26 protein-coding genes are annotated in these 21,463 nt (G+C 57.8%); 4 read left to right on the plus strand and 22 right to left on the minus strand.

Going from position 1 to position 21,463, the window contains the following annotated elements; translation table 11 throughout:
* Nucleotides 1-216: 216 nt before the first annotated feature.
* Nucleotides 217-597, plus strand: a complete 381-nt coding sequence (locus GGE33_RS08090; protein WP_183821935.1) for a hypothetical protein — start codon at nt 217-219, stop codon at nt 595-597.
* Between the two features lie 342 nt (nt 598-939).
* Nucleotides 940-1,149 (plus strand): KTSC domain-containing protein, encoded by a 210-nt coding sequence (locus tag GGE33_RS08095; protein ID WP_183821937.1) that lies wholly within the window; start codon nt 940-942, stop codon nt 1,147-1,149.
* A gap of 9 nt (nt 1,150-1,158) precedes the next feature.
* Here the strand turns inward: GGE33_RS08095 and GGE33_RS08100 are convergent, their stop codons facing one another.
* The 10 genes from GGE33_RS08100 to GGE33_RS08145 form a co-directional block, all read right to left on the minus strand.
* Complete coding sequence (locus GGE33_RS08100) at nt 1,159-2,256, minus strand: acyltransferase family protein (protein ID WP_183821939.1); 1,098 nt, start codon at nt 2,254-2,256, stop codon at nt 1,159-1,161.
* 130 nt (nt 2,257-2,386) lie between these two features.
* Nucleotides 2,387-2,623 (minus strand): hypothetical protein, encoded by a 237-nt coding sequence (locus tag GGE33_RS08105; RefSeq protein ID WP_183821941.1) that lies wholly within the window; start codon nt 2,621-2,623, stop codon nt 2,387-2,389.
* Nucleotides 2,624-2,634: 11 nt separating this feature from the next.
* Nucleotides 2,635-4,179 carry an SGNH/GDSL hydrolase family protein gene (locus GGE33_RS08110; RefSeq protein WP_183821943.1) on the minus strand — a complete coding sequence of 515 codons (1,545 nt, stop codon included), beginning with the start codon at nt 4,177-4,179 and terminating at the stop codon, nt 2,635-2,637.
* Nucleotides 4,180-4,181: 2 nt separating this feature from the next.
* On the minus strand, nt 4,182-4,382 hold the full coding sequence (locus GGE33_RS08115) for a hypothetical protein (protein WP_183821944.1): 201 nt from the start codon (nt 4,380-4,382) through the stop codon (nt 4,182-4,184).
* Nucleotides 4,382-4,699: a hypothetical protein gene (locus GGE33_RS08120; RefSeq protein ID WP_183821946.1), complete on the minus strand. Its 318-nt coding sequence runs from the start codon at nt 4,697-4,699 to the stop codon at nt 4,382-4,384. The genes GGE33_RS08115 and GGE33_RS08120 overlap by 1 nt, the downstream gene beginning before the upstream one ends.
* Nucleotides 4,700-4,732: 33 nt before the next feature.
* Complete coding sequence (locus GGE33_RS08125; RefSeq protein ID WP_183821948.1) at nt 4,733-5,317, minus strand: hypothetical protein; 585 nt, start codon at nt 5,315-5,317, stop codon at nt 4,733-4,735.
* A 2-nt stretch (nt 5,318-5,319) separates the two neighbouring features.
* On the minus strand, nt 5,320-5,757 hold the full coding sequence (locus GGE33_RS08130) for a hypothetical protein (RefSeq protein WP_183821950.1): 438 nt from the start codon (nt 5,755-5,757) through the stop codon (nt 5,320-5,322).
* Nucleotides 5,754-6,677: a hypothetical protein gene (locus GGE33_RS08135; protein ID WP_343062358.1), complete on the minus strand. Its 924-nt coding sequence runs from the start codon at nt 6,675-6,677 to the stop codon at nt 5,754-5,756. The genes GGE33_RS08130 and GGE33_RS08135 overlap by 4 nt, the downstream gene beginning before the upstream one ends.
* Before the next feature lie 279 nt (nt 6,678-6,956).
* Nucleotides 6,957-7,211, minus strand: a complete 255-nt coding sequence (locus GGE33_RS08140) for a hypothetical protein (RefSeq protein ID WP_183821954.1) — start codon at nt 7,209-7,211, stop codon at nt 6,957-6,959.
* Complete coding sequence (locus GGE33_RS08145; protein ID WP_183821956.1) at nt 7,211-7,930, minus strand: phage regulatory protein/antirepressor Ant; 720 nt, start codon at nt 7,928-7,930, stop codon at nt 7,211-7,213. The genes GGE33_RS08140 and GGE33_RS08145 overlap by 1 nt, the downstream gene beginning before the upstream one ends.
* A 400-nt stretch (nt 7,931-8,330) precedes the next feature.
* Here GGE33_RS08145 and GGE33_RS08150 point away from each other — a divergent pair, with 400 nt between their 5' ends.
* Both GGE33_RS08150 and GGE33_RS27925 read left to right on the plus strand, forming a co-directional pair.
* Nucleotides 8,331-8,657, plus strand: coding sequence for a hypothetical protein (locus tag GGE33_RS08150; protein ID WP_183821958.1), 327 nt, complete (start codon nt 8,331-8,333; stop codon nt 8,655-8,657).
* Nucleotides 8,658-8,919: 262 nt separating this feature from the next.
* Nucleotides 8,920-9,243, plus strand: a complete 324-nt coding sequence (locus GGE33_RS27925) for a Rap1a/Tai family immunity protein (protein WP_183821960.1) — start codon at nt 8,920-8,922, stop codon at nt 9,241-9,243.
* 558 nt (nt 9,244-9,801) lie between these two features.
* On the opposite strand, the gene GGE33_RS08160 is transcribed toward GGE33_RS27925, so the two are convergent.
* From GGE33_RS08160 to GGE33_RS08215, 12 genes are all read right to left on the minus strand, one after another.
* Nucleotides 9,802-11,760: a hypothetical protein gene (locus GGE33_RS08160; protein ID WP_183821962.1), complete on the minus strand. Its 1,959-nt coding sequence runs from the start codon at nt 11,758-11,760 to the stop codon at nt 9,802-9,804.
* Nucleotides 11,760-14,216 carry a phage tail tip lysozyme gene (locus GGE33_RS08165; protein ID WP_183821964.1) on the minus strand — a complete coding sequence of 819 codons (2,457 nt, stop codon included), beginning with the start codon at nt 14,214-14,216 and terminating at the stop codon, nt 11,760-11,762. Before GGE33_RS08165 ends, GGE33_RS08160 begins: the two co-directional genes overlap by 1 nt.
* Nucleotides 14,216-14,524, minus strand: a complete 309-nt coding sequence (locus tag GGE33_RS08170) for a hypothetical protein (protein WP_183821966.1) — start codon at nt 14,522-14,524, stop codon at nt 14,216-14,218. The genes GGE33_RS08165 and GGE33_RS08170 overlap by 1 nt, the downstream gene beginning before the upstream one ends.
* Entirely contained in the window at nt 14,524-15,864 is a 1,341-nt protein-coding gene (locus GGE33_RS08175; protein ID WP_183821968.1) for a tail fiber domain-containing protein, read from the minus strand. Before GGE33_RS08175 ends, GGE33_RS08170 begins: the two co-directional genes overlap by 1 nt.
* 3 nt (nt 15,865-15,867) lie before the next feature.
* Nucleotides 15,868-16,329, minus strand: a complete 462-nt coding sequence (locus tag GGE33_RS08180; RefSeq protein ID WP_183821971.1) for a hypothetical protein — start codon at nt 16,327-16,329, stop codon at nt 15,868-15,870.
* Nucleotides 16,329-17,945, minus strand: a complete 1,617-nt coding sequence (locus GGE33_RS08185) for a hypothetical protein (protein ID WP_183822453.1) — start codon at nt 17,943-17,945, stop codon at nt 16,329-16,331. The genes GGE33_RS08180 and GGE33_RS08185 overlap by 1 nt, the downstream gene beginning before the upstream one ends.
* A 2-nt stretch (nt 17,946-17,947) precedes the next feature.
* A complete protein-coding gene (locus GGE33_RS08190) occupies nt 17,948-18,544 on the minus strand; it encodes a phage adaptor protein (RefSeq protein ID WP_183821973.1) in 597 nt (198 codons plus the stop codon).
* Nucleotides 18,541-19,143: a phage adaptor protein gene (locus GGE33_RS08195; protein ID WP_183821975.1), complete on the minus strand. Its 603-nt coding sequence runs from the start codon at nt 19,141-19,143 to the stop codon at nt 18,541-18,543. The genes GGE33_RS08190 and GGE33_RS08195 overlap by 4 nt, the downstream gene beginning before the upstream one ends.
* On the minus strand, nt 19,143-19,466 hold the full coding sequence (locus tag GGE33_RS08200; RefSeq protein WP_183821977.1) for a hypothetical protein: 324 nt from the start codon (nt 19,464-19,466) through the stop codon (nt 19,143-19,145). The genes GGE33_RS08195 and GGE33_RS08200 overlap by 1 nt, the downstream gene beginning before the upstream one ends.
* A complete protein-coding gene (locus GGE33_RS08205; protein WP_183821979.1) occupies nt 19,463-19,939 on the minus strand; it encodes a hypothetical protein in 477 nt (158 codons plus the stop codon). Before GGE33_RS08205 ends, GGE33_RS08200 begins: the two co-directional genes overlap by 4 nt.
* Nucleotides 19,940-20,012: 73 nt before the next feature.
* Complete coding sequence (locus GGE33_RS08210) at nt 20,013-20,453, minus strand: hypothetical protein (protein ID WP_183821981.1); 441 nt, start codon at nt 20,451-20,453, stop codon at nt 20,013-20,015.
* Nucleotides 20,454-20,465: 12 nt separating this feature from the next.
* A complete protein-coding gene (locus tag GGE33_RS08215; RefSeq protein WP_183821983.1) occupies nt 20,466-21,458 on the minus strand; it encodes a DUF5309 domain-containing protein in 993 nt (330 codons plus the stop codon).
* Nucleotides 21,459-21,463: the final 5 nt, after the last annotated feature.

Below are 21,463 nucleotides of genomic sequence, written 5' to 3' on the forward strand. Positions count from 1 at the left end.
CCGGTGCTTCGACCTAATTCTGCTTCCAAAACCTTCAGACAAGGCATTGATCAAGAACTCAAGCACCAGGGATCTCCTTAATACCCCATAGAGGTGTAGGCTCCGGGAGTTAACATCAAGAGCAAGATGTCAGGGTGCGGGGTGATCAGTCACTTGGTTGCAGGCGCCACAGGATTGTGCTGCTCTGATCAAGTTCATCGTTAGACAGGCGCCCAAATGCTAATCCCGTCCTCGACATCCGACGTACTTCGCCGATTTGACCACTTCAATGACTCACTTCTCGGAGCAATATCGGTAGACTATGCGGAGCGCGCTCTTCCGCACATCCAAATCACGCTGACATGCCAGGACGACGATGCAGACGAGCCGACATGGAGATCTTGCCGGATCGACTTCCACAATGTTCGTGAATTTAAAATCGAGCAGCGCACCAACTCAACCCAAAGCGTGATTTCTTTTGGAATAGCGATCACGATTGAAAGCGGCATCACGTTTGTCGACTTTGACTGCCTAGGCGATACAGAGCGTACAGTTGAACAGGTTCGCTCCTCCGAATTTTACATCGGCGCGGAGCGCGTTGACTTCATCGTCCTCTAGCGAAGGATGTCAGGGCGTGGGTCAGCTAGATCCAGAACAACGCGTCTTCATCAGCTTATTTTTCAGGTGTCCACCGTCGCTCAAAAACTCCAGCCAATAGCTCGATGCGACCTCTGCGGCGTACTCGCCAGGATTTCGCCCGAACGGCAGCTTTCCGCTCTGGAAGCACTTCGTGACGACCGCCTGCACGAAACGACGATGGAATTCTTCTTCTGACATGCCCTGGAGTATATGGCACTGCCCATCAACAATCGAGGTCTGATGTCAGGGCGGCGGGCTGTTGCATGATTTCCTGGCACACGTATCTTGTGCACTGCGAAACCCACTAGGCAAGGATCAGCGATGCGGATCGAACTTCGTAGCAAGCTCATCGACGCGGCCGAGTACGATGCCTCCCAACTGCGTCTAAAGCTTTTCCTGACCAATGGTCAAATTCGTGAATTCGTTGACGTGCCCGCGCACGAAATTGATGCTCTCGCGGCGGCACGGTCGCCCGGATCATACTATCTCAAGTCGATCAAGGATCGTTACCAGCCGTCGACTGCCGCGTAATGTACCCTGCTACAAGGCCCGGGGACGAAGTCTTCCGCCAAAAAAGCCGGCAGCTTTCCGCCCCGCGGCGATGCCTGGTACCTCAATGTAAGCATTTGCCAGCCAAGCCAGCGGAAGCGTAATGAGGAATGTCAAGAATGCGGAGAGGATGAAAACTACCCACCCCTGATCGAAGCCGGCAATACGGACGCCGTTATAGACTAGAGTGAGAATATTGAAGTGCAGGAGATAAAGCGGAAAAGAGATGTCTCCTAAGACCTGGAAGACCTTTGCAGCAAGTAGCCTCGGCCACGACGTAAGAAACATTACGGCCATGACTGGAGCGATTAATACAGTCTCGGCCATCACCACGAGAGGGCTTGTATTTACATTCAACTCCGGCGCAACCCAGTGGGCTACTGGACGCACGAAGTTGAACGCTAGCAGAAACCCGATCGACACAACGCTGGCCATCACCGGTGTTGTTCTAAGCACTTCTCGAGTACCGACGACGAACGGTATGCAAGCCCCGACAAAGAATGGGACCAGAAAAATCTGGAGTTGATAGGGTGTTGAGACCGGCACGTAAGCCAGCGCGGATATCGCGACCAGCCACAGCCAGCGAAAACGAGATGCAGCGGCAACAGCCAGAAATGGCATGAGCGCAGAAGCGACGATTTCGATGAAAATAGACCAACTTGGCCCGTTTATTTTGAGTGTCGCCCCAACAAACCCGACGAGAAATACGTCAATTCTAAATGGCCCCGTCAGCGGCTCTTGGTATGGCAGTTGGGGGTGAATAGAAGCGACGAAGACACCCGATGCTATATTGACCACGATCATAAGCGGCATCAGTCGAAATGCCCTGCGAATGTAGAATTTTGTCAGTTCCGAGACACCACCAGAGGCCTCCAAGGCTGAGGGTGACAAGACAATCCCGCTCATCACAAAGAAAAGCACTACCGCCGCAGATGCATTGAATAGCCCTGACGGAAGGGAAAAACCACTTCCGTATTGTGTTGCAATGTTGGCTGTGTGGCCGAGAACGACTATGCATGCGGCAATACCGCGAGCACCGTGTAACGACATAGAAAACTTTTGGTCATTTACAGGAGTAGCGTGGGTCACTTGCGGATCTCAACTTGAGGTTATGCGCTAAAGTGCATGGTCCATCGAAATCCGCAAGTGGTACGCGCGGTAAGATCTCCGCTCACCGACACCTGATGGCACGAGCTAGACTTACGATGCTCAAGTTCTACTAGGCGGTGCCCAGTAGGTTCTCACCCGCAGCCCTGAGATCGTCCATTGAGACGTTGACCCTTGCATCAGTTGAGCCGGGCGCAGCAACGATAGCCGGGCCTCGCATGGCCGGCTCGCCATCGACCTGAGCGAAGACGTAGAAGCACGCGTCATCCATTCCCTGATTTTGCAACCCCGCAACGACGTGCGTATCGAAATGCTCCCGCAGATCCTTGTTTACTTTCTCGATCTTCATTTTCCCGTCTCCTACGCCGCAATCTTGGTGATGAGGTCCGGCCCCTTGTCGCGGATGATGATTTCCTCCCCGACGTTCTGAACGTGCAGGCCGTCGCGCGTGACCGTGCCAGCCGTGGTGACAGTCGTTGCTGCAACAGCTGCCGGGTTCGGGAAGCTGCCATTATAATTCTTATTGACCCGGAACGTGGTGGCCGTGAGCTGTTCCACGATCATGGTGCTGTCCTTGATGTTCAGCGCTGCATCGTAAAGGTAGTCGTTCGGCTTGAAGGTGCCCGTTACAGTGCCGCCAGCCGTGAAGGTCGTGCCAGAGATTGCGCCGGCCGTGCAGCTTGCCGGCGTGCGAGCCGCGAGGCCAACGTCTGCGGAAACCGGATAAAGGCCTTCCCGCGTCGGATCGAGCGCATCGGCGATGTCCCACACGTAATCCTCGCCAACAATACCGGCGCGAATGCCATTGTTGAGTGTGAATATACGGTACTGGTTGCCGCTGTTATAGGCGCCGATATTCTGGTTTGCCTTCGTGACGAACACATCGGAAGAGCTGACGTAAGGATAGATCGTTTCCCCGATGATGATGAGATCGGATTTGATCGCCTTGAGGTTGGCAGCGCATGTGGCACGGTTGGCAAGGATCGTCGCTGCGGTCTGCGCATTTCCGATGTCGTTGGTGCCGTAGGCCGTGATCAGATGCGTCCAATATCCCTTGGCGAGCAACTGATAGAAATAGGTATGAGACCCGGCGTTCCACTGCGACAGGAGCGTGGCACTCATGGCGAAGTTGGAATAACCGAAGACAGGACCCAGGATGCGGGTTTCCGGTCCGTTGTCGTAATTGGCCTGCAGGTTGGTGCCAGCGCCGCCAGCCGGGCGGCTATCTCCGATGATAACAGGCGACGGGGATGTCTTGGACGTGGCTATGACCATAGGAGCATAGACAGCACCGGATATGGAGCCGGAACCAGCCATCACCTTGTCATTGTCTGTGGTGCCAAGTTCGCAGAATTCCCCCGGCGCGCTTCCCCATTGGCTCTGGTTGCCGCCTGCAAGCTGCGTCCAGGTCACACCATTTGGGCCGACCACGTAGACGCGCATGAAGAAAATTGCGCCCCATGGGATAACAACAGGATTTGCCGTCGTTCCGAATGTCAGCTTTGTGTTGCCGATAGGATGAGGCACGGCGGCGTTTCCGGCCGCGATACACTCGTTCGCAAGGACTGGCGTGCTGCCGGCCGGATATTCGATTGCGACTTTGATAGTCGCACCAGCATAGCCATCCACTTCGCCGGCATTGCTGAATGCCCAGTTCGCATACTCAACGACCGGGTTATACATCCGTTCGCGAGCGATATGGAAAGTCCGGCTCATATTGCGAGTGATCGAAGCGTTGCGGTTATTGCAGGGGAAGCATCGGGTCGCAGCGTTGCCGACGTATGCCGGGCGCGGAGCCATGACATCTGCATCGACGCGCACCAGCTGGCCTGCAGCGTTGACCGCCAGCAGGGAGGCAGCCAGGCCGAGGAGGACAGTCTTTACGTTTTTCTGAATTGTAGCCATGGCTATGCGGCCTCCATCGTGAGGATGTATTCGTTGCCGTCGAGATCGTCGAAGGTGAGGATGTATTCGGAAGCATCAGGGTTATCGAAGGTCACGATGAACGTGCCGTCATCGACCTCACCGCCCTGTACCGGGGCGCCTCCAAGTGAGGCCAAAGATTGCGGCAGGCGGAGGCCGACCAGAGAAGAACCAAGCCCAGCCATTACGCGGCCACCCAAGCCAGCTTATCACCCGGCTGAACCCCGATGTCATAGGGCTGGGCTGTTGTGGCGCGGACGAGAACACGAGGGCTAACCGTAGCATCGGGATTTGGACCGACGGAGACCCAGACGTCTGCCGAGGATTCGACCCGGAAGATTGGATTGCCGAGTTCGGCACCGCCCGGGGCTGCCTGCGTGGTGGGCGTTCCGCTCGCAGGAGCCTGAGACCAGCGGACGTTAGAAAGCACCGGCTGGACGGATCGGTTGGCACTCGGAACGCCAGCAAAACCGCATACGACATGGAGGCCTGAGAAAGCCATGGGGATTACCTCACGATGTTGGGGTTGGTAGTATTAGTTGCCGATCGCTCGGACAGTGATTGAGACGCCTGCGCCTGCCTTCTGGAAAGGGCCGGTTGTCAGCAACAGCGTGCCCCGCGAAACCATAACCTGCACTTGGCAACCGGCCTTTGTGCCCGATCCAGAGACAACCTTGCCGGTGATCATCTGTTCGTTTGACCAATCTTCGATCACGTCGATATCCGGAGTTGCTTCGAAGGCAGGAGAGAAAGAAATGGTCGCGATGCCTGTGCTCGTGGTAGAGCCGGAAAACCGTTCTATCCGTTTGGGCGGTCCCGCTGCACCCGGTGTACCATCCTTCCCGGCGACACCTGGCGAGCCGTCTTTACCTGCCACGCCCTGAACACCCTGCAATCCATCTTTCCCCGGCAAGCCGTCTTTGCCAGCTGCTCCATCCTTCCCGGCGGCTCCGGGAGCGCCCGGAGCACCGTCTTTACCGTCCTTGCCGGGATCGCCCTTGATTGTTTGCGCCTTGTTGGCGATGGACTGAACATCAGTCTTCACCGCCTTACCGTCCTGAATGACGATTGCGCCCTCGGAACCGGTCAGTGGGCCAGCGTCAGGTATCTTCTTCGCCATCGTCAGGTCTCCGGTGCAAGAAGCTGATCCGCGCGAGCCGAACCGAAGGCGTTGGCAAGCATCTCATGAAGCGTGGCCCAGAGCGGATCATTCGATGCGAGATAGGTGGCCGCCATATAGATTTGCTTCAAGCGCGCGCCGGTCTCGCTCATGACAGCGTCCATTACGGCAGCTTCTTCATCCGTCATTCGGAGCCATGGCGTCGTTTTCGAGATCTGATAAAGCGCGGGTTCTGGTTGGGGCGGCACAAAAGGGCCAATCTCTGAAGAATGCTCTTCAATCCAGCCCGCCAGATATTCACCTATCGGGCCGGCATAGGGGTCATTCGACCGGTAAACGTTGCTGACGAGTTCAGTGCCACTATCGCCGTCTATTTGAATTCGAAAGAAGACTTCACCGCTAGCACCATGCGACGCAGATATTACCTGAACTGTGGTCATGTCGCTGTCCTCTGAAAAATAGCCACGCCGTTGCCGATGTATCCGCGGCACCGCCACGTTCCCGACAATGCCGCGCCCGACCCGCCGACCCGATAATAGACATTGCTATCAGGATTGAGCCTTATTACCGCGGAGGCGTTTCTATCGATCTGACCACCTGTATCGGCCACGTTGATGTAAGAGCCGACCGGAAAGTTCGTATTTCCGGCAGACGTTCCCGTGTAAAAAAGATCGGCTACATCGAGAGTGGCAAGACCGCCGAGGCCCATGGCCGACCGAGCCGTTGCAGCCGTCGTACCGATTGCAAGGTGGTTATGATTGGCCTGCGTCCAAATCTGCGAGCCGTTTAGGTACGCATTGGTCGTATCCATTTCGAACTGGGCGAAGGTGGTCCAGCTCGTTGAACCGTCCGCCTGCTTCTGCAGATACCAGTTGTTTGCATCGACGATCAGGCGAGTGTTGTAAGAGCCTGCCGTCGTATCGATGAAATTGATCGTAGGCGCGGTGCTCGTGATTGCGAGCGTGCCGCTGATGCCCAAGTTCGTGATGTTGCCATATCCGCCCGACAGGGCTGAGTTCGGAAGTATGCCGGTAAGGTCAGCCGCGCTACCACTCGACGCAACTGCCGCCAGCCCAAGGTTCGATCTCGCCGCCGCGGCCGACGAAGCTCCGGTACCGCCGTTTGCAATAGAGAGATCGGCGCCTGACCAGTTTGCGTCGTTGACGGACCCGAGAGTTGCCAGCGAGCCGAGACCTAGCGTCGTCCGAGCTGCGGCAGCATCGGCGTCGTCGATAAGCGATCGGCCGTACGTTGTAATGGATGTCACCGCAACCGCATCTGGCGCCGTCGTGTAGATGATCTGGTTGGCCGCTGTGGTCAGACCCGCGATTGCCTGCAGCAGAACATCATATGCCTGCACGTCGGTCCCTGGCGTCAGACCGAGTGCCGTTCGAGCCGCCGTCGCATTCGTCGCGCCCGTGCCGCCGGCGGTGATAGGCCGAGCAGCGTTCGCGTCGGCTGCAATGTCGTCCAGAAACGCGTTATATTTCGAGCTTTGGATCGTTGTTCCCGGAGTTCCTTTTGAACCCGCCGGGATACTGTATACCCCTCCAGTTCTTGGCAAATTCGTATCCTTTCGCCCATAGAAAAAGGCGGCCCCGAGGAACCGCCCTATTGCTGGTTTTCAAATCTGGTTCGCCTAAGCGACCATCCCCTGTATCGAGACGTTGGACGCATCGATATCGGTGAAGGCAGCCCACCTGAGATCAGGTCGCATTTCCGAGAGCGCTTCCAGAAGCGCATTGGTGTGGTACCGGGCGACTTCCGCTGGCGTCGCGGCCTTTAGGAAGTCGTCCACAGAGACGGGCACCACCGGCGTTTCCGGCGCGTTGGTAGCCGCGTGAGACGTTGCCGCAATGACAAGGCCGGCTTTCAGGACTGTGCGGCGGTTCATCACGCAGGTTCCATCGGCTTAGGAAACGCCTTCGCCAAGATAGTAAGTCCCTTGGCGGTGACGCGGACCTGAGTGGACGACCATTCCGTGCCATCAGGACGCGGGCCGGTGGTAATCTTGTGCTCCAAGCAGCCCGAAGCAATCTTCGACTGGTAGGCAAGATCGTCCGAAGTGCCAGGGCGACGGTATGTCCAGCCGTTTGTTCTCATCCATCGGATCAGGACGTTGGGTGACACGCCGAGGTTTTTCGCGGCAACGGTACGGTTAAACGTGCCATGTGATTCCGCAATCCGGTCCAGCGCCTCGACGCCCTCCCGCATCTCCTCGACCTCGCCTTGAAGCTCGATCACTTTGTTCACGTTGTCGAGTAGCAGTGCCCGGAGGCTGGACGGGTCGTTCAGGTCAAAACGGGGCTTCGCGGCCTCCCCTTCCAATTCACGAAGCCGGCGTACCACCCGAAGCCGAAGCTCCGCGCTATATCCGAGGATCAGAGTTTCGGTGTGATCGCGATCGAGATGGTACTCAGTCTGCTCGCGGTTTCGGCTGTCTCGATAGATGCGCTCAAATTTGAGCGCATTGCCGCCAAGGTCCGAGAGCATCTTTTCGATGTCACGTTTGACGTTCTTGTGCTCCTTCTCCGTCAGTTCCGCGATTTCGCGGCTCGACATGGTGAGCGAGTTGCCGATTTGCACAGGCATGCGTTTGCTGCTATCTTCCATAGCGCATTCCTTTCTTCATCGATTGTGGTGCTGAATTGAGCGGGACGGTTCCTACGCCGTGGTCCCGCTCTTTTCGTTTTGTGGCTGGCTATCCCAGCCCGATCCGACTTTCAGGCAGCGTACGATTTCTCCGCTGAAACTCCTGTCATTCTTTGCAGCGTTCACCTTCAAAAGCTTCCGCAAACTTGAGGGGACTACGATGGTAATACGCACATGGTCTTCTTCGGTCATTTCCTTCCTTTCACGAATTTCGTGAGGCAACGTAAATATGTCATTCACGAATTTCGTGGTCAATAGTGTTTATTGACTTTTTTCACGAGCGTCGTGATAAAGCGTAATGACCAGAGATGATGGCTACACGCGATACACCGTTAGGATCCCAACCCCGCTATACGAGAGGGTGAAGGAGGCTGCTGGCGAAAAGTCGGTCAATGCGGAAATCCTTGATACCCTTCAAAAAGCGTATCCGCCAAAATCTATTGATATTAACCTGTTATCCGACTTTCTCTCCAGTCTGATCGGGGTCAGCGCACCCGATGGCGACCAGAGCTATCTCGACTACATAAACTCAGCTCTCTCAGATGCAGATCAGCCGTGGACCGTGCGAGCGGGATGGGACGGGGAAATAAGCTTCTTCCCCTACGCGACCGATGCTTCTTCCAAAAAGACGCCTCGCATTCCTGGCGACGATGACGACGCCCGCATCGCTCGCAAGAACAAGCCCTAAACCTCCTTTTCTGATCGTGACCTCACTAAGCCGTTCACATTTGGCGCTGTAAAGCTCGCCCTAGATTTCTAGGGCGCGGGGTATCGGGTTGAGCAAAACCAACACCTTGACCTATCTAATCTCCTCACCCTGTGATTTTTTGATGAAATGCGGGGGTGTAGTTATCCACAGGCTTATCTGCGGCGGAGTTTAACGATGTTCTGATTTCGGATTCGACTTTATCTCGCATTTTTGCTGAGGTTGATCCTAGCTGGAGGATCGAATGAAACGCGTTGCCGCTGCAGTAGTAATTACTGCGATTTCTTCGCATGCAAATGCCGCGTTCGTAAGCGGGAATGACTTGCTCGAATTCTGCGATCAGTTCCGAGCGTCTTCTACCGGGTACGTTTTAGGGGCCGTCGATACAATTTTAGTGTCTCAAGATAATGGGAACGTTCGGAAAACAGTTTGCCTCAGAGGCGGGGCAACTGGAGGGCAATTGACCGATATTGTCTGCCAATATCTTAGAAAAAACCCTGCAGTCAGAGATTTTGGCGGCCCCGCTCTTGTCTCGATGGCTCTATCTCAGGCGTTCCCATGTCAGTGATCCGGATCATTCCACTAGCCCTTGTCGCTATAGCTCTGGCCAGCTGCGAAACAACACCGGTCGAACAACTTACTTACTCCGAGAAAAAAGCTCTTGCTCAGAAGATGGTCGACCGATGCCTTGCGCAAGGGATCCCATTGAAGTCACCAGAGATGATGACATGCGCCCATTCTGAATTGGACCGAGACATCGCCTTGCGCAACGCAAACGCTTCTCGCGCTACCAACGCCCGTCTGGCTATCGCCAATGGCATATCATCCTACGGACAAACCCTGCAGCAAAACGCAGCTAGCTATAATGCAACACGGCCGGTAAACTGCACGACTACGCCGCACAGCACATTTGTTGGTGGCGCACCTTCGAGCTACACAACGAGCTGCTATTGAACACTATCGACCACGACCCGAACGAGCATCACAAGTACCCCAACTATGGCGAACGACGCTGGGCGGAGGAAAAGCACGGGCGACCGGCCACGCCACTCGACTTGGTGAACTATATCTGGCCCATCGCATGTGTTGCGGTGGCCCTGTTTCTGTGGCGGAACGGCTGGCCCTTCTAGTTGGCCAAGGACTGGGGTGCGGTTGCAGTACCCGAGATCATCGCCCTCAGTATCCGTTCCCTCAGGCTTTCATTGGTTTGCGCAGCATCAAGTGCCTGATGGAAGGCGGCAGTGCCATTCCCGTTCGTGCCTAGAAGAATACGGGCAGCCAGATCGCGCGTCTGGCTGTTTCTTCCCTGAATGGTGTTGATACCGTTCTGTAGGCCCCGCAACGCCGCACCGGGAAAATTGCCGCTCATGACCATACCGAACATCGTCGGGTCGAAAGACTGCACGTCAAGCTGATCCGCTGCATTGTCCGCGGTTTTAGACCCACCTAGCGCCGCATTGTAGGTTTCGAACATCCGCTGTTCACGGCCAATGCGGTCTTGCATCTGCTGGCCCCTGCCCGGTGCAGCAAAAGCGGGGAATTCTACTCCCGTTGCATCCGTAATCAACGGCCTGGCTCGGTTCGTTGCTGGGCCAGCCGTCTTCTGCAGGTCCTCAATATACGGGTCAACATATCCAGCCCTAAACGACGCCTGCTGTTCAGGCCTCTGCATCGACTGGAACCGCGGGACAGTGTCTTCCACACGTCCCCTCATCGCGGCGTCACGGCCGATATTAGCCGCTTCGATATCCTGGCTCTGGCGACGGAACGTGTCTCGCGCGTTGGCGTAGACATCGGAAGACTTCTCGAGAGCCTTGTCGAGTTCGTTTCGGATCGGGATGAGCCTGCCCTGAATGGTTGGGCTTGCATTCTCAATCATGTTGTCGAGTTCGACTTTGGCACGGAATGCCGTGTCGAAATCGCTGACAACATTTTCTCCGTCCGTCAAAAGCGAACGAGCCCGCCTCACCGCTCCCTCAACGCTATCGTCGGAGATATTCGTGAGAGGCAGGCTTCCTCCTGTTCCTAGGAACTCATCTGCTCTCGTGATTGCATTCGATGGATTAACCGCGCCTGCTCCTTGTCGCGCTGCCGTGTAATTGGTGCCGGCATCCGCTTTACGTAGGGCCGTAAGAGCAGTTTCCGTCTGCGCCTTCGTCTGTGGCGTGCCGAACCCCTCAACGAGGGCATTCTGCAAGCGCCTACCCTGCCCTGCCTGACGACGCTGCAAGGTCTCTGTAATTGTTTGCCTCATATCGCCCGGGGATCGGACAATTCCGGTGAGCATTCGCTGCCCTGAGTTTCCTAGAGCATCCGCTACTGTGAACTCTGTCTGGCCGTCCTGCGCAGCGCGAAACAGAGCGTCCTGCACGTCATCGCGCGTTTGTCCAGATCGAGATACAGCCTCCGCAATGGCCCGATTTGCACGGCCAGCATTTCCCAGACCAACAAGACCACCCGCCGAATCCAGAACCGCACCGCCAGCGCTCATGACCGGACGAGCCAACCCACCCACTACCCCGCCGATCGTCGCACCCACACCAACGTTCTCATCATGACCGTAAGCAGACGCAGCACCCTGAGCGATACCAGAGGCCGCGTCACCAGCCATACGGCCAGCATATGTCGATTGGAGCGCCTGTGCTGCGCGTGGAGCCGCCTGAGTGATTGCGCGGCCTGCGATGGCGTTTACAGCCCCACCGCCATGAATAGCCCCGCCGATCGATGCTGCAGCATTAGTCACCGGGTTCTCTTCAGCATACCGCTCGCGAGCGTTATTATACTGATTGCGGATCGTGTCGTATTCCTCACCGAACGTTTTGTCGGTGAAGGGAGAACGGATAGCTGCATTCAAAGCAGCAGAGGCTTTCCCAGGCAGGCCAAACAGCATTTCATCGACGTAGACGGTTGAGGCGTCGACCTTCTGAGTTCCCGTATCGGGGTTTGTCGCCGCGGGCTGAGATCCTGCACCTTGCGCAGCGCCTGAGCTGAGATGCTTCTGAAAGGCCTGATAAGCACCTTCCGCGTTGTCTCCAGATACGACCCACTTTTTGCCGTCAGGTCCGGTGATTTCGAAATCTGGCATCAGTTCACCTGTTTGATGGTGTAGCCGTCAATGGCGATGGGTGCCCTCGGGCCTCTGCTGTTTGAAGTCGGAGGCATGCCGGTTGCTTCTGCCGGTGTCTGGGGTGTATTCGTCTGGACGTTCGGCTGTGCTGCCTCCCGAGGCTTGTAGTAAGTCCCACCGCGCAGTTCGTTTGCCCTGTCGCGATTGTAGTTGACCCGACGCTCGACGGCTTTGCGCGCGCGCTGGAGGATGGCGTCACGAACTGCCTTGGGCTGGCTCGACGAACCCTGGACCTCGAGAAGGATGGCCCGCTCGCCTTCTGTCGGGGCTCCACCGAAGATGCTCTTCAACTGCCCAAGAGCTTGTTCGGTGATGATATTGTCAAACTCGCGCGTCGCGATAGCTCCATCGTCGCCCCACTGTGATGCGACAAGGGCTCGTGTGCCGGCTCCTGCGCCTTCATAAGCCTTGCCGGACAGGTCAATCGCTCGGTCGATCAGACCGAGAGTAGCCTCACCGGTGTTGACCATATCGTCGGCGTCACGGATTGCCTCTCTATCGCCAGCAGTGACGCCGCGGTCGGATGCGGGAAGCGTGCCGGTGAGAATATATCGCTGGCCTTCCGCGGAATTCGGGTCGATCCCGTTCTGGATTGCCAGTTCGCGCCTCTGTCGTGCTTCCACTCCCGGGGTCTGGGCCTGTCCCATTCCCCCGATCGCAGAGACTTGGCCTTCAGGGCCGACCTGATACGGTCGGGTATCGTCGGCGGGGATGCCGTAGGCTGTGCGCTCTTCAGTCGAGAGCATTCTGTAACCCGGTCGGCTGGCTTTCTCGACTTGCGCGCGATAGAGCGGATCATTCTGGCGGATCTGCTGTTCATAATCCTGGCGAGCGCGCCAAGAATTCTCCTCTTGCTGCTGCTGATGAGCTTGCATCTGTTGCTGGACCTGCAGCCGGACCGCTTGCTTCTGACCCTCATCCGCGAAGGGATTCGACAGAAATTGCAGTACGGTGGGATCGATTTGATACGGCTGATACTGCGGCGCGCTGTAGGTTTGAGCCGGGGCCTGCGCCACCTGCTGCTGTGGCGCTGCGGCTACCTGAGGAGCGGCCGCAACGTTGCTAGTCGGCAAACCGGGTAACGGAGCGCCAGCCCCGCCCGCTGCTGACCGATTGCGCGCCGCCATTTCGGCTTCCTGCTGCGAAGAAAAGCGCGGGAAGGTCGGCCCCGCTTGCTGCTCGTATCGCTGCATGGCGCCGAGGATGCCTTGCTCATCATTCGGGTCGAACTGCTGCGGGCCGTTCTGCCCCATCCAGAGCGACGGAACGTTGGTCCACGTTCCATCCGGCAGCTGCCAAGTGGTGCTGAGTTCGGTCGAATAGGAGCCGTCTGGATTATCGCGCCGCTCACCTGGACGAAACGGGCGGAGCATCTGCGGCTGTTGAGCAGCATACGCGCTCGCCTGAGATTGAAGACCGCCAGGTAGATCAGCGCGATTTGCAGGCATTTCTGCTAGATTGATCGGATCGGCGAAACGACCGGCATCGAACGTTGGGGCAGGCTGAACGGCGTTCGGGGCTGAAGCGCTCGGATCGACATAGCCGGAACCGGGCGCCATTTGCTCGATTGCAGCAGCGCCAGACATTCCAGCGGACGGGTCAAGCGAGGCCACTTGCTGGCCGCCCTGCCCCTGAAACTGCGCGACGTATCCGTTGGCATATCCGAGGCGTCGCCCCGCTTCCCCCCCCGGACGGTCATAACCGGCAAATTTCCACGCACCGTTCATCAAGGCCTGAGCCTCTTCCGGCGACTTCGCAGCATTGAGCTGCGCGACCAACTGAGGATCTTCCCGCATGAAGAATTCGGCCTGCGTCTGAGGCGAGCCGTTCCCCTGCTCTCCCTTGGAGGCGGCGTAGCGCTGGAGGTTCTGCAACCGTTCTGCTCGCCAGGACATGACGCCGCCGGCGGTGCCTGCCTGTCCGCTCTCGCTGGGGTCGCTCCATGTCCGGGCTGCGTTCGCTGGTGAAAACCCGCTTTCTGCTCGGCCGGTCGCAGCGACCGCGGCGAGGCCATACGGGTTGGTCAGGCCGCCGGCCTTTACCGTGTCAATGAATGGCGAGAAAGTTGAACCGTTGCTCGACACATCAGCAGCAGGGCTTGTTGCCGCCAATTCACTCGCCGCGCCCGGCATCGGCAGGCTGGCCGCATCAGTAGAAGCCGGCTGGCCGGTGATCTTGCTCAGGATATCGTTGAACTGGCTCGATGCCTGATCTCTACCCTGCTTCATCTCCTTGTCGGCACGGTACCGGCCAATGCCGGCAGCCGCGCCTGTCAGAAGCGCGCCGATGCCTTCATAGGTGTTCTTCGGCTGCTGCCCCATGATGCGCTTTGCCAAGGCATCAGCCGCGGCACGACGGTTCTGCAGGTCTTCATAATTGAGACCGGTATTTCCGCCGAAAAGGAATCCAACCATTAGAAGAAGCCCTTATTGCCGAAATTGAAGAGATTGCCGAGGTTCATGCGGCCCATCGTGGGAGTGGTGGGATTAGCGACCGCTCCCTGAGAAGGCGCCACCGGCGCGGATGGAAATTGGTTTTTCGGCTGGTTGCCGTAATTCGCCAAGCCCATGCCGATCCCTGCCGCCAGCTGACCAGCGCCCTGCGTGACGTTCTGCGCAGGTTGGCCCATGATCTGTTGCTGGAGTTGCTGGACCATCGCCTGCTTGCGCTGTTCAGGCGTCATGGACTGGCCATTCTGTCCGTGGATGAGGAAAGCCTGCATTACGCTGCTCCTGCCTGAAAGAGGGCGCCGTAGTTCACGCGCTTGTAACCGTCCCGGCCGGTTCGAACGGTATCTGGTCGGATCTTCTCGACCTCTTGCGCCATGACGCCGATCCGCTTCGGAGCGTTTTTGCTCTCACCCTTGTACCGGTAGGCATAGAGACCGCCGACTTTCTCGACGTCCTTCTTTGCGTCCTCGTCGGAGAGCGAGAACAGGCTGCCCAATCCCCCGAGAAGCGAGCCGATCCCGGCTTGGTTCTGTTGATATGCCGCAAGCTCGTTCTGGTAGTTCTGGTTGACGAGCCCGGCGTAATCTACCGTCGGAATACTCTGCCCCTGGGTCGCGACAAAATTCGGATTAGATACTTGAGCACCCGACGCCAAGCCTAGAACTTCGTTGATGTTCTGGTTTCGCTGCGCGTAGTTTTCATTGAGGTAGTTTGCCCGGGCAGCGTTCTGAGCATTGATGATCGCTTGCTGAGAATTGAAGCTTTGATCCTTCAAGGCATTGTTGCCGGCCGTTGCCTGATTTTGGTTGCTGAACATCTGCTGATTGGCAGAATTCGCAAAGCTCGCGTTGTTGGCGTTCTGCGAATATTGCTGGGCCTGTGCCGCGTTCTGAAACGTGGCCTGCTGGTTTGCGAGATTGGCGAGACGGGTTTGCTCCTGCCCGGCGTTGAGGATAGCTCCATATCGAGCATCGTTCTCCTGCGCCGTCGCCGTTGCCAGCGCCCGGTCATAGGCTTCTGAGCCAGGCTGCAGCCCCTGATTGGCAAGCTTCTGTTCGAGAGCCGCGCGGTTCTGGTCGAGCGATGGCTGCAGCCGCGCCATCAACGCGTCCTGCACCTCTTTCACGTTGGAAGAATAATCAGTGCCATAGCTCTTGGTGATATCGCCTGCGCCCGCGATCGAGGTCTGTAACTGCGGCCCGGAACCGAACTGCTGATAGGTAGGAGCTGTAAGCTTCGAAACGTCTCCAGCGGCCGGCGCGCCGTTCATCGTGAAAGGGTTCGCGAGAAGCGAGTTCAGACGGTTCGATTGAGTGTTCGCCAGCGTAGCGAGGTTGAGGCTCGCCGCATCTTCCTGATTCTTGATCGCCTGTTGAGCTTGGGAAAGGGTCGTCGTCGCCGTCCACGTCGGAAGATCATAGGTCTTCCCGTTCAACGGATCGGTCCACTTGTTCGTACCGGTCTGCGAATAGGTCAGGTTTCCGTCTGGGGTAACCTGATTGACGTTCCCGAGATAGCCATTCGCGATGGCGGTACCGATATTGGTCGCGGTCTGGGCAGACGCGGTTTCCTTCGGGTCAGGCGTCTTCGGTGCTGATCCATAGAGACCCATGGCTTATTCCTTTACCCAATCTTCGACGGTTTCGCCGGTCGTCGCGTGGCACATCGCAAACATCTCGTCGGCGACCTGTTTTGCATGCTCGTAACCGCCGATAATCGAGGCCACGGCAATGGTGAGCGTGCCGATGTCTTCTCGGATCACGAAGCCGAACGTTTGCTTCAGGCGATCGCCGGAAAGCCGGAACTCGTCGCTTTGCTGCCAGCGGACGATGATGCTGTTGAGAAGCGGTCCAAGGACGATGCCGTGGCGCTGGAAGAAGAGGTTGAACGGGAGAACCGTCCATGCCCGAGACAAAAGCCAGCACACGTTCCTTTGGCGATGCTCTTCCTCATCGACGATATCGTCGGCAAGGCGCGTCATTTCTGCCATCTGGTTGAGGAAGTCCGCCGCGGACTCGTCCCCAAGGGTGCAGCGCAAAAGCGTGGTCCGTCTTTCCTTCAGATCGTCGGGGAGCATCAGCCGTCGCTCGCCCCGGAGGATACCTGCAATGTGCCGAGGTCTATCTCAACGTCCAACTTGACGGCGCCGCCTGACACGATAACACATCCTATAGCCAAAACATCACCTTGCGCCCGAACGTTCTGCCTGTACTTGAAGTAATTTCGGGATATTCCATCGCCGTCCCATTTGGCCACGTCCCACAATCCGACATCCCAAACGGAAGCTCCGGTGGTATTTGCAGAGACTGTCGAAAACGACGGGATCGACTGATCCATATCTGAGCGCGCGAACAGTCTGACGGTCGGTTTTACAGAGGATTTGAACCTCATCGTCGCGGTACTTGCCGCCTTCTCCTGGCCAAATCCCTGCACAGAACTGAAGTGCGAAAGATAGGACGCTTTGAACGGCATCCCGTCGTCTGTTCCGGTATAGTCGCCATGCCACGCGAGGCCGGCACCCGATCCGAAAAACAGGCTCTTCTGATAGGACGAAAAGCAGTTTGCCATCCAGTTTGTGACGACCGACCATTTGCTGGTCAGAGCGTTGAACACGAAGGTCGTGTCTGGCGCGATCGGGTTGGACGGAAAACAAACGAACACGAGGTTTTCTTCCGGCCACAAGGTGATCGTCCACCCCGCCCCCGTAACTGCCGCTACAGCCTTCCAGACATCTTCTACGGGCCGCGAGAGCGAAACGAGAGAGAGCTGTTGCCGATCGCGCTGGAACGCCTGCGATAGCGGTATCAGCCCGTCGACTGTGGCAATGAGCACATCCCCGCCGGATTTGTAGAATGCGTTTTTGCCAAGTGGCCGGCCGATCTGGTAGACACCGACGAGCCCAAAGTCATTTGCGTTGGCCGGGTCCGATCCGCTGTAGACGGCCACCTCTCCCTCAGTCGAACAGAACACGCAATATTCGTTCGGGCCATTGCCGCTTTCTACGGACCATGAAAAGCCCATCAGCAGCGAGCCGCCTTTACGCATCACACCGCCGAGCGGGAAGACCGCCGATGCGCCGCCGACGGCATTGAGCGTGGTCAGATAGTAGGCATCCAGCGAACCATTCTTCAGCAGAAATTGCCGGTTCTTGAACACCCAACCGAAATTCAGGTTCGCCATCGTCGTGGCGTCTGAAAATGTAACGGCTGGGGTCGTGCCCCAGGTCGTTCCGTTGTAGACGCGCCGATCATCTGTCCCATTGAAGCAGACCAGAAAACTCTGGCCAGCGTTCGTCTGTTGGAATGTGCAGAAATCGCCACTCGTCAGTCCCGTTACCACCGCCGCCGTCGTTGTTGGCGGGACAGCCGGAGCCGACATGTCGTAGATCGCCGTCGCTGTCGCCATGAACATGCGCTCGATCGAGCCATAGACATACCGGAACGCCGATACGATCGCGCCGCCGTCGGCAACCAGGCCCCACTTTTCGCTGCCGCCGCGAATGCGGGCACCCGTCAGCGTCGGAAACCAGTTCTCCAAGACAATTGCCGCGCCGCTCTGTTGCGAGGCGATGTCGGCAGTGGTCACCAGCCCCAGCGTAGGTGCCGGAAACGGCAGTGGCGCAGATCGCTGCTGGCTTGCCCCTACCCCGCCGCCACGATTGTTTTGCCGGATCCTGCCCGGCTGGACTGCCATCTTCATGCGCCGCGGTCCGAATTGATTTCTTGGACAAGATCAGCCTCGAACTCGGCGAGCTGATCGTCAAAAGCCAACCCCTTCTGCCGGCGCCACCGCCAGATCACGTTCTTGACCAGAAGACGCTCTGGGAAGACCGCCGTATCATCATCGACACTGTATTCAGCCTTGAACTCGGCCCCGTTCTTGATCCAATCCTTGGAAAGATAATCGATCAGCGCTCCGTCACCCGAAGTGACAGGCGCCACGCGAACCGTGCCATTGCTGATGAAATAGTAAGGCTGAACGGATCCAACCTGAGAGATGATCGCCCACTGGCCGCTGTTTGTGACTGGGCGGATGAAAGTACCGTCAGCAGCGCGGATACCGCCACCCGGCGCCAGGCGCTGAAAATCCTCGGGCAATGGGTCACCTGATGCGACAAGCATCTCGGTGCGAAGCAGGGCCTGCCAATCGGCACGACGCGCAATTTCATCACCTGCCTGCTGAGCGTGATCGAGCATTGTCAAAGCGTTGGGGTCGTCACTGCCATAGATGGCGTCAAAGCGGTCGATCGAGACGGCATCACATACCTCGTCGATGATTGTCTTCAGGCTCATGGGGTCAAGCCTCCAATAACGACCTGAGCGTTGCCCCACCTCGCCCGCTCATCCTGCAGCGAGAGACCGCGCAGGGCGAGTTCCTTGAGCGTGCGGCCGGCCTGGACGCCGTCGACATCCTTCTTCCAGATCGCGATCTCCTCGACGAGACCGTAGAGATAAGCGTCAGGTGCCTTCTCAAGCAGCCAGTTCGTCGGGTTTGCCGGCGTTAGCGGCGGGATCTTGGCGTAATATTCAAGCGAGACAGTTTCACTCGATGTGGGACGGACGCGAAGAGAGCCGCCAACCACGGAATACCCGGCCGGGATGCCACCATAGGTGCCGAAGCGTCGGTTCAACTCCGAAAGCGACCATGCGGAAAGACCGCTGCCATCAGGCGCCGTGACGAGACGAGCCTCAAGGAAGTCGGCCGGGAGATCAGCATTCCCGTCGATCAGCGTGACCGTCCCCACCGTCTCCATTTCGGCCACGCGGAGGACGCGATTGAACTTAGCCTCAGCCAAAGCGACTAGCCGCGGAAACACGTTCGCAATGTCATTGGCACCGGCATATTCGCCGGCATCGATGAGCAGGCTGGCATAGTCGCTGATTGCGGACATCAGATCGTGGCCTCGAAGCTTCGGAATGCCCGGTTGTCTCCGTCGTTCAACCAGCGCTTCACGAATTTGTCGTCGCCCTCGGTATGAGCGCGGACCAGGTTTTCGTGGTGAGCGTGGTTCAACGGGATGGAAGCAATCTTCACCCAATCTCCCATCCGGTTGCCCGAGGTGGCATTGCGGGTGAATTCGTTCTCGCGAATGATGTGGTCGACAGGGGTATCGATGCGGAATACCCGCTCAACACCGTCGTCTTTGCACCAGACGGATCGCCCCGTCTGGTGGTCGTAGTCGAAAAGCGACCAGTCGCCGTCCCGAATGATCAACGATCATCCTCCGGGAAAGGAAGGTGAGCCTTGCCGGCCGAGATCAGTTCCTTGGCCTTGGTCGAAGGAACTTCGAGGCTGGTGCCCGCTTCACGGCGATCGCCTTCTTCCGGCCAGTAAGCCGCATCGAGGACGACCTTGACGGTTTTCTCGTTGTTCTTCGGCTCGACCGTGGCCGGGATCGGCTGTGGGGTTTCTCCCGGCGTAATGCCGACGATTTCCGGCGGTGCTGCGTCATCGGCCGGTGCGAAACGCGCCAGCGGCAAGCCGTTGGTCGAGTCCGTGCCGGTGGGCTGGTTCGGAGCGCGCGGGATATCGGGCTGTGAAGGCGTCGGGGCAACCGGTGCCTGGCTGGCAGCCTTGTTCGCCGCTTCCTTCTTGTCGATCTCCTGCTGGATACGGTCTTCGTTCCAGCGGCCATCCACTTCAATGCCGAGTTCTTCGGCCTTCTTGGTGAGTTGTGCCTTGGTCATGGTGCTTTCTCCTTGAGGAATAGAAAAAGGCGCCCCGATTGGAGCGCCCTCAGTTGTCCCGCCCTACAAGGGGTCAGACCGTGGCGGCGAACGGCGTCACTTCGGTTCCGGTACCAGATGAGAAGACCTGAACCGACCAGACGCCAGCCTGTACGGCCTTGATCTTGATCCGATCGCCACGAATGCCGCCCCGGGTGGAACCATTCAGCGTGATCGTGTCGGAATCAGCTGCGGTCTCGTAGGCTGCAACCGTGTCGCCAGCATCCTGAGCGACGTAGGCTACGCCAGCCATGACATCGACGCTGTCGGCGCACTGAATGATCAGTGCGTTCGACGTGATCGAGGTACCGACGTAGATGTCGAACTCCGTGCCGTGACCGAGGCACTTGGGCAGGGTCATGGTGATACCTGCCGCACGGGAGGCGACGACGGTTACGCCGCCACCGTGGGTGCTGCCGTTGAGCGCCAGCGTGGCGGTATCGGCAACGAAGGGGTAGTATGCATATGCAGACATGGTGCTTCCTCCTTACTGCGATGCCGACATGCCGAAGAGATCGGCCGCGACGCCGAGGCCCCTCTCGTTGCCAACCTTCAGCGTGCCTTCGCCGATGATTACGCCCTTGTCAGCGTCACCCGTCTTCGCAACGCCCTTGTCTTCCTGGATCTTGCGGAGCCAGAGGAATTCGAGGAATTCCGGGTCGATGAAGAAGGTGTTGCGGGCGATGTTGGGCGACGTGGACATGACGCGGTTCGGGTGAACCATGACCGTGCCGAACGGGCCTTCGTACATATCCGCCGAGGCGACGATCGTACGACGCTCACCGCCATTGCCGGAAACAGCATAGCGGAAAGGAGCAACGTTCGCGTCCGACATGAAGGTGACGAACACCGACTTGATGTAGGACGAGCCCATGACGTGCTTGAACGATGCGCCGCTCTGGTATCCCTGCTGCATCACGTTATCCAGAATGGTCTTCGTGAATGCGCGCTGGGTGCCGTTCGTGGCTGCAACGGTGAAGCCGTTGGTGAAGCCGCCGTTGGCGCCACCGGCACCGCGGGAGACGTTTGTCTTGATCCACGAAGGCAGACCACCGAGACGACGAACATTGCCGCCGACCGATCCCTGGTTGCTGACGATAGCGTATTCGACGTCCTTGCGGATTTCGACGCCCTTCTTCAGCTTCTGGTACCGGCGCTTCTGGACCTTGCCGGCTTCGTCGACAACTTCCTGGGTGTTTGAGATCACCCAGTCCTTGCGAAGGATCTGAGTGTAATCGCCGAGGCGTTCCGGCGGAGTGACTGCTCCGAAGGTGTATTCTTCACCTTCTTCGCGGGCGTTGTCGCCGGGAGGAGCGAGTTCATCCGTTTCCCATTCGGGATGAACAGACGAGCACTTGCCCTTTTCGATCATGGAATAGATCGGGGTGTCTTCCGGGGTGATGCGGGAGACCACATCCGAAAGCTCTTCACGGTTGCCGACCGCACCAGACGTGCGGACGGTATTGGAAATGACAGCCATGTGCT

Origin of the sequence: Aliirhizobium cellulosilyticum (genome assembly GCF_014198105.1) — a bacterium.
In the GTDB taxonomy this organism is placed as follows: Bacteria; Pseudomonadota; Alphaproteobacteria; order Rhizobiales; family Rhizobiaceae; genus Neorhizobium; species Neorhizobium cellulosilyticum.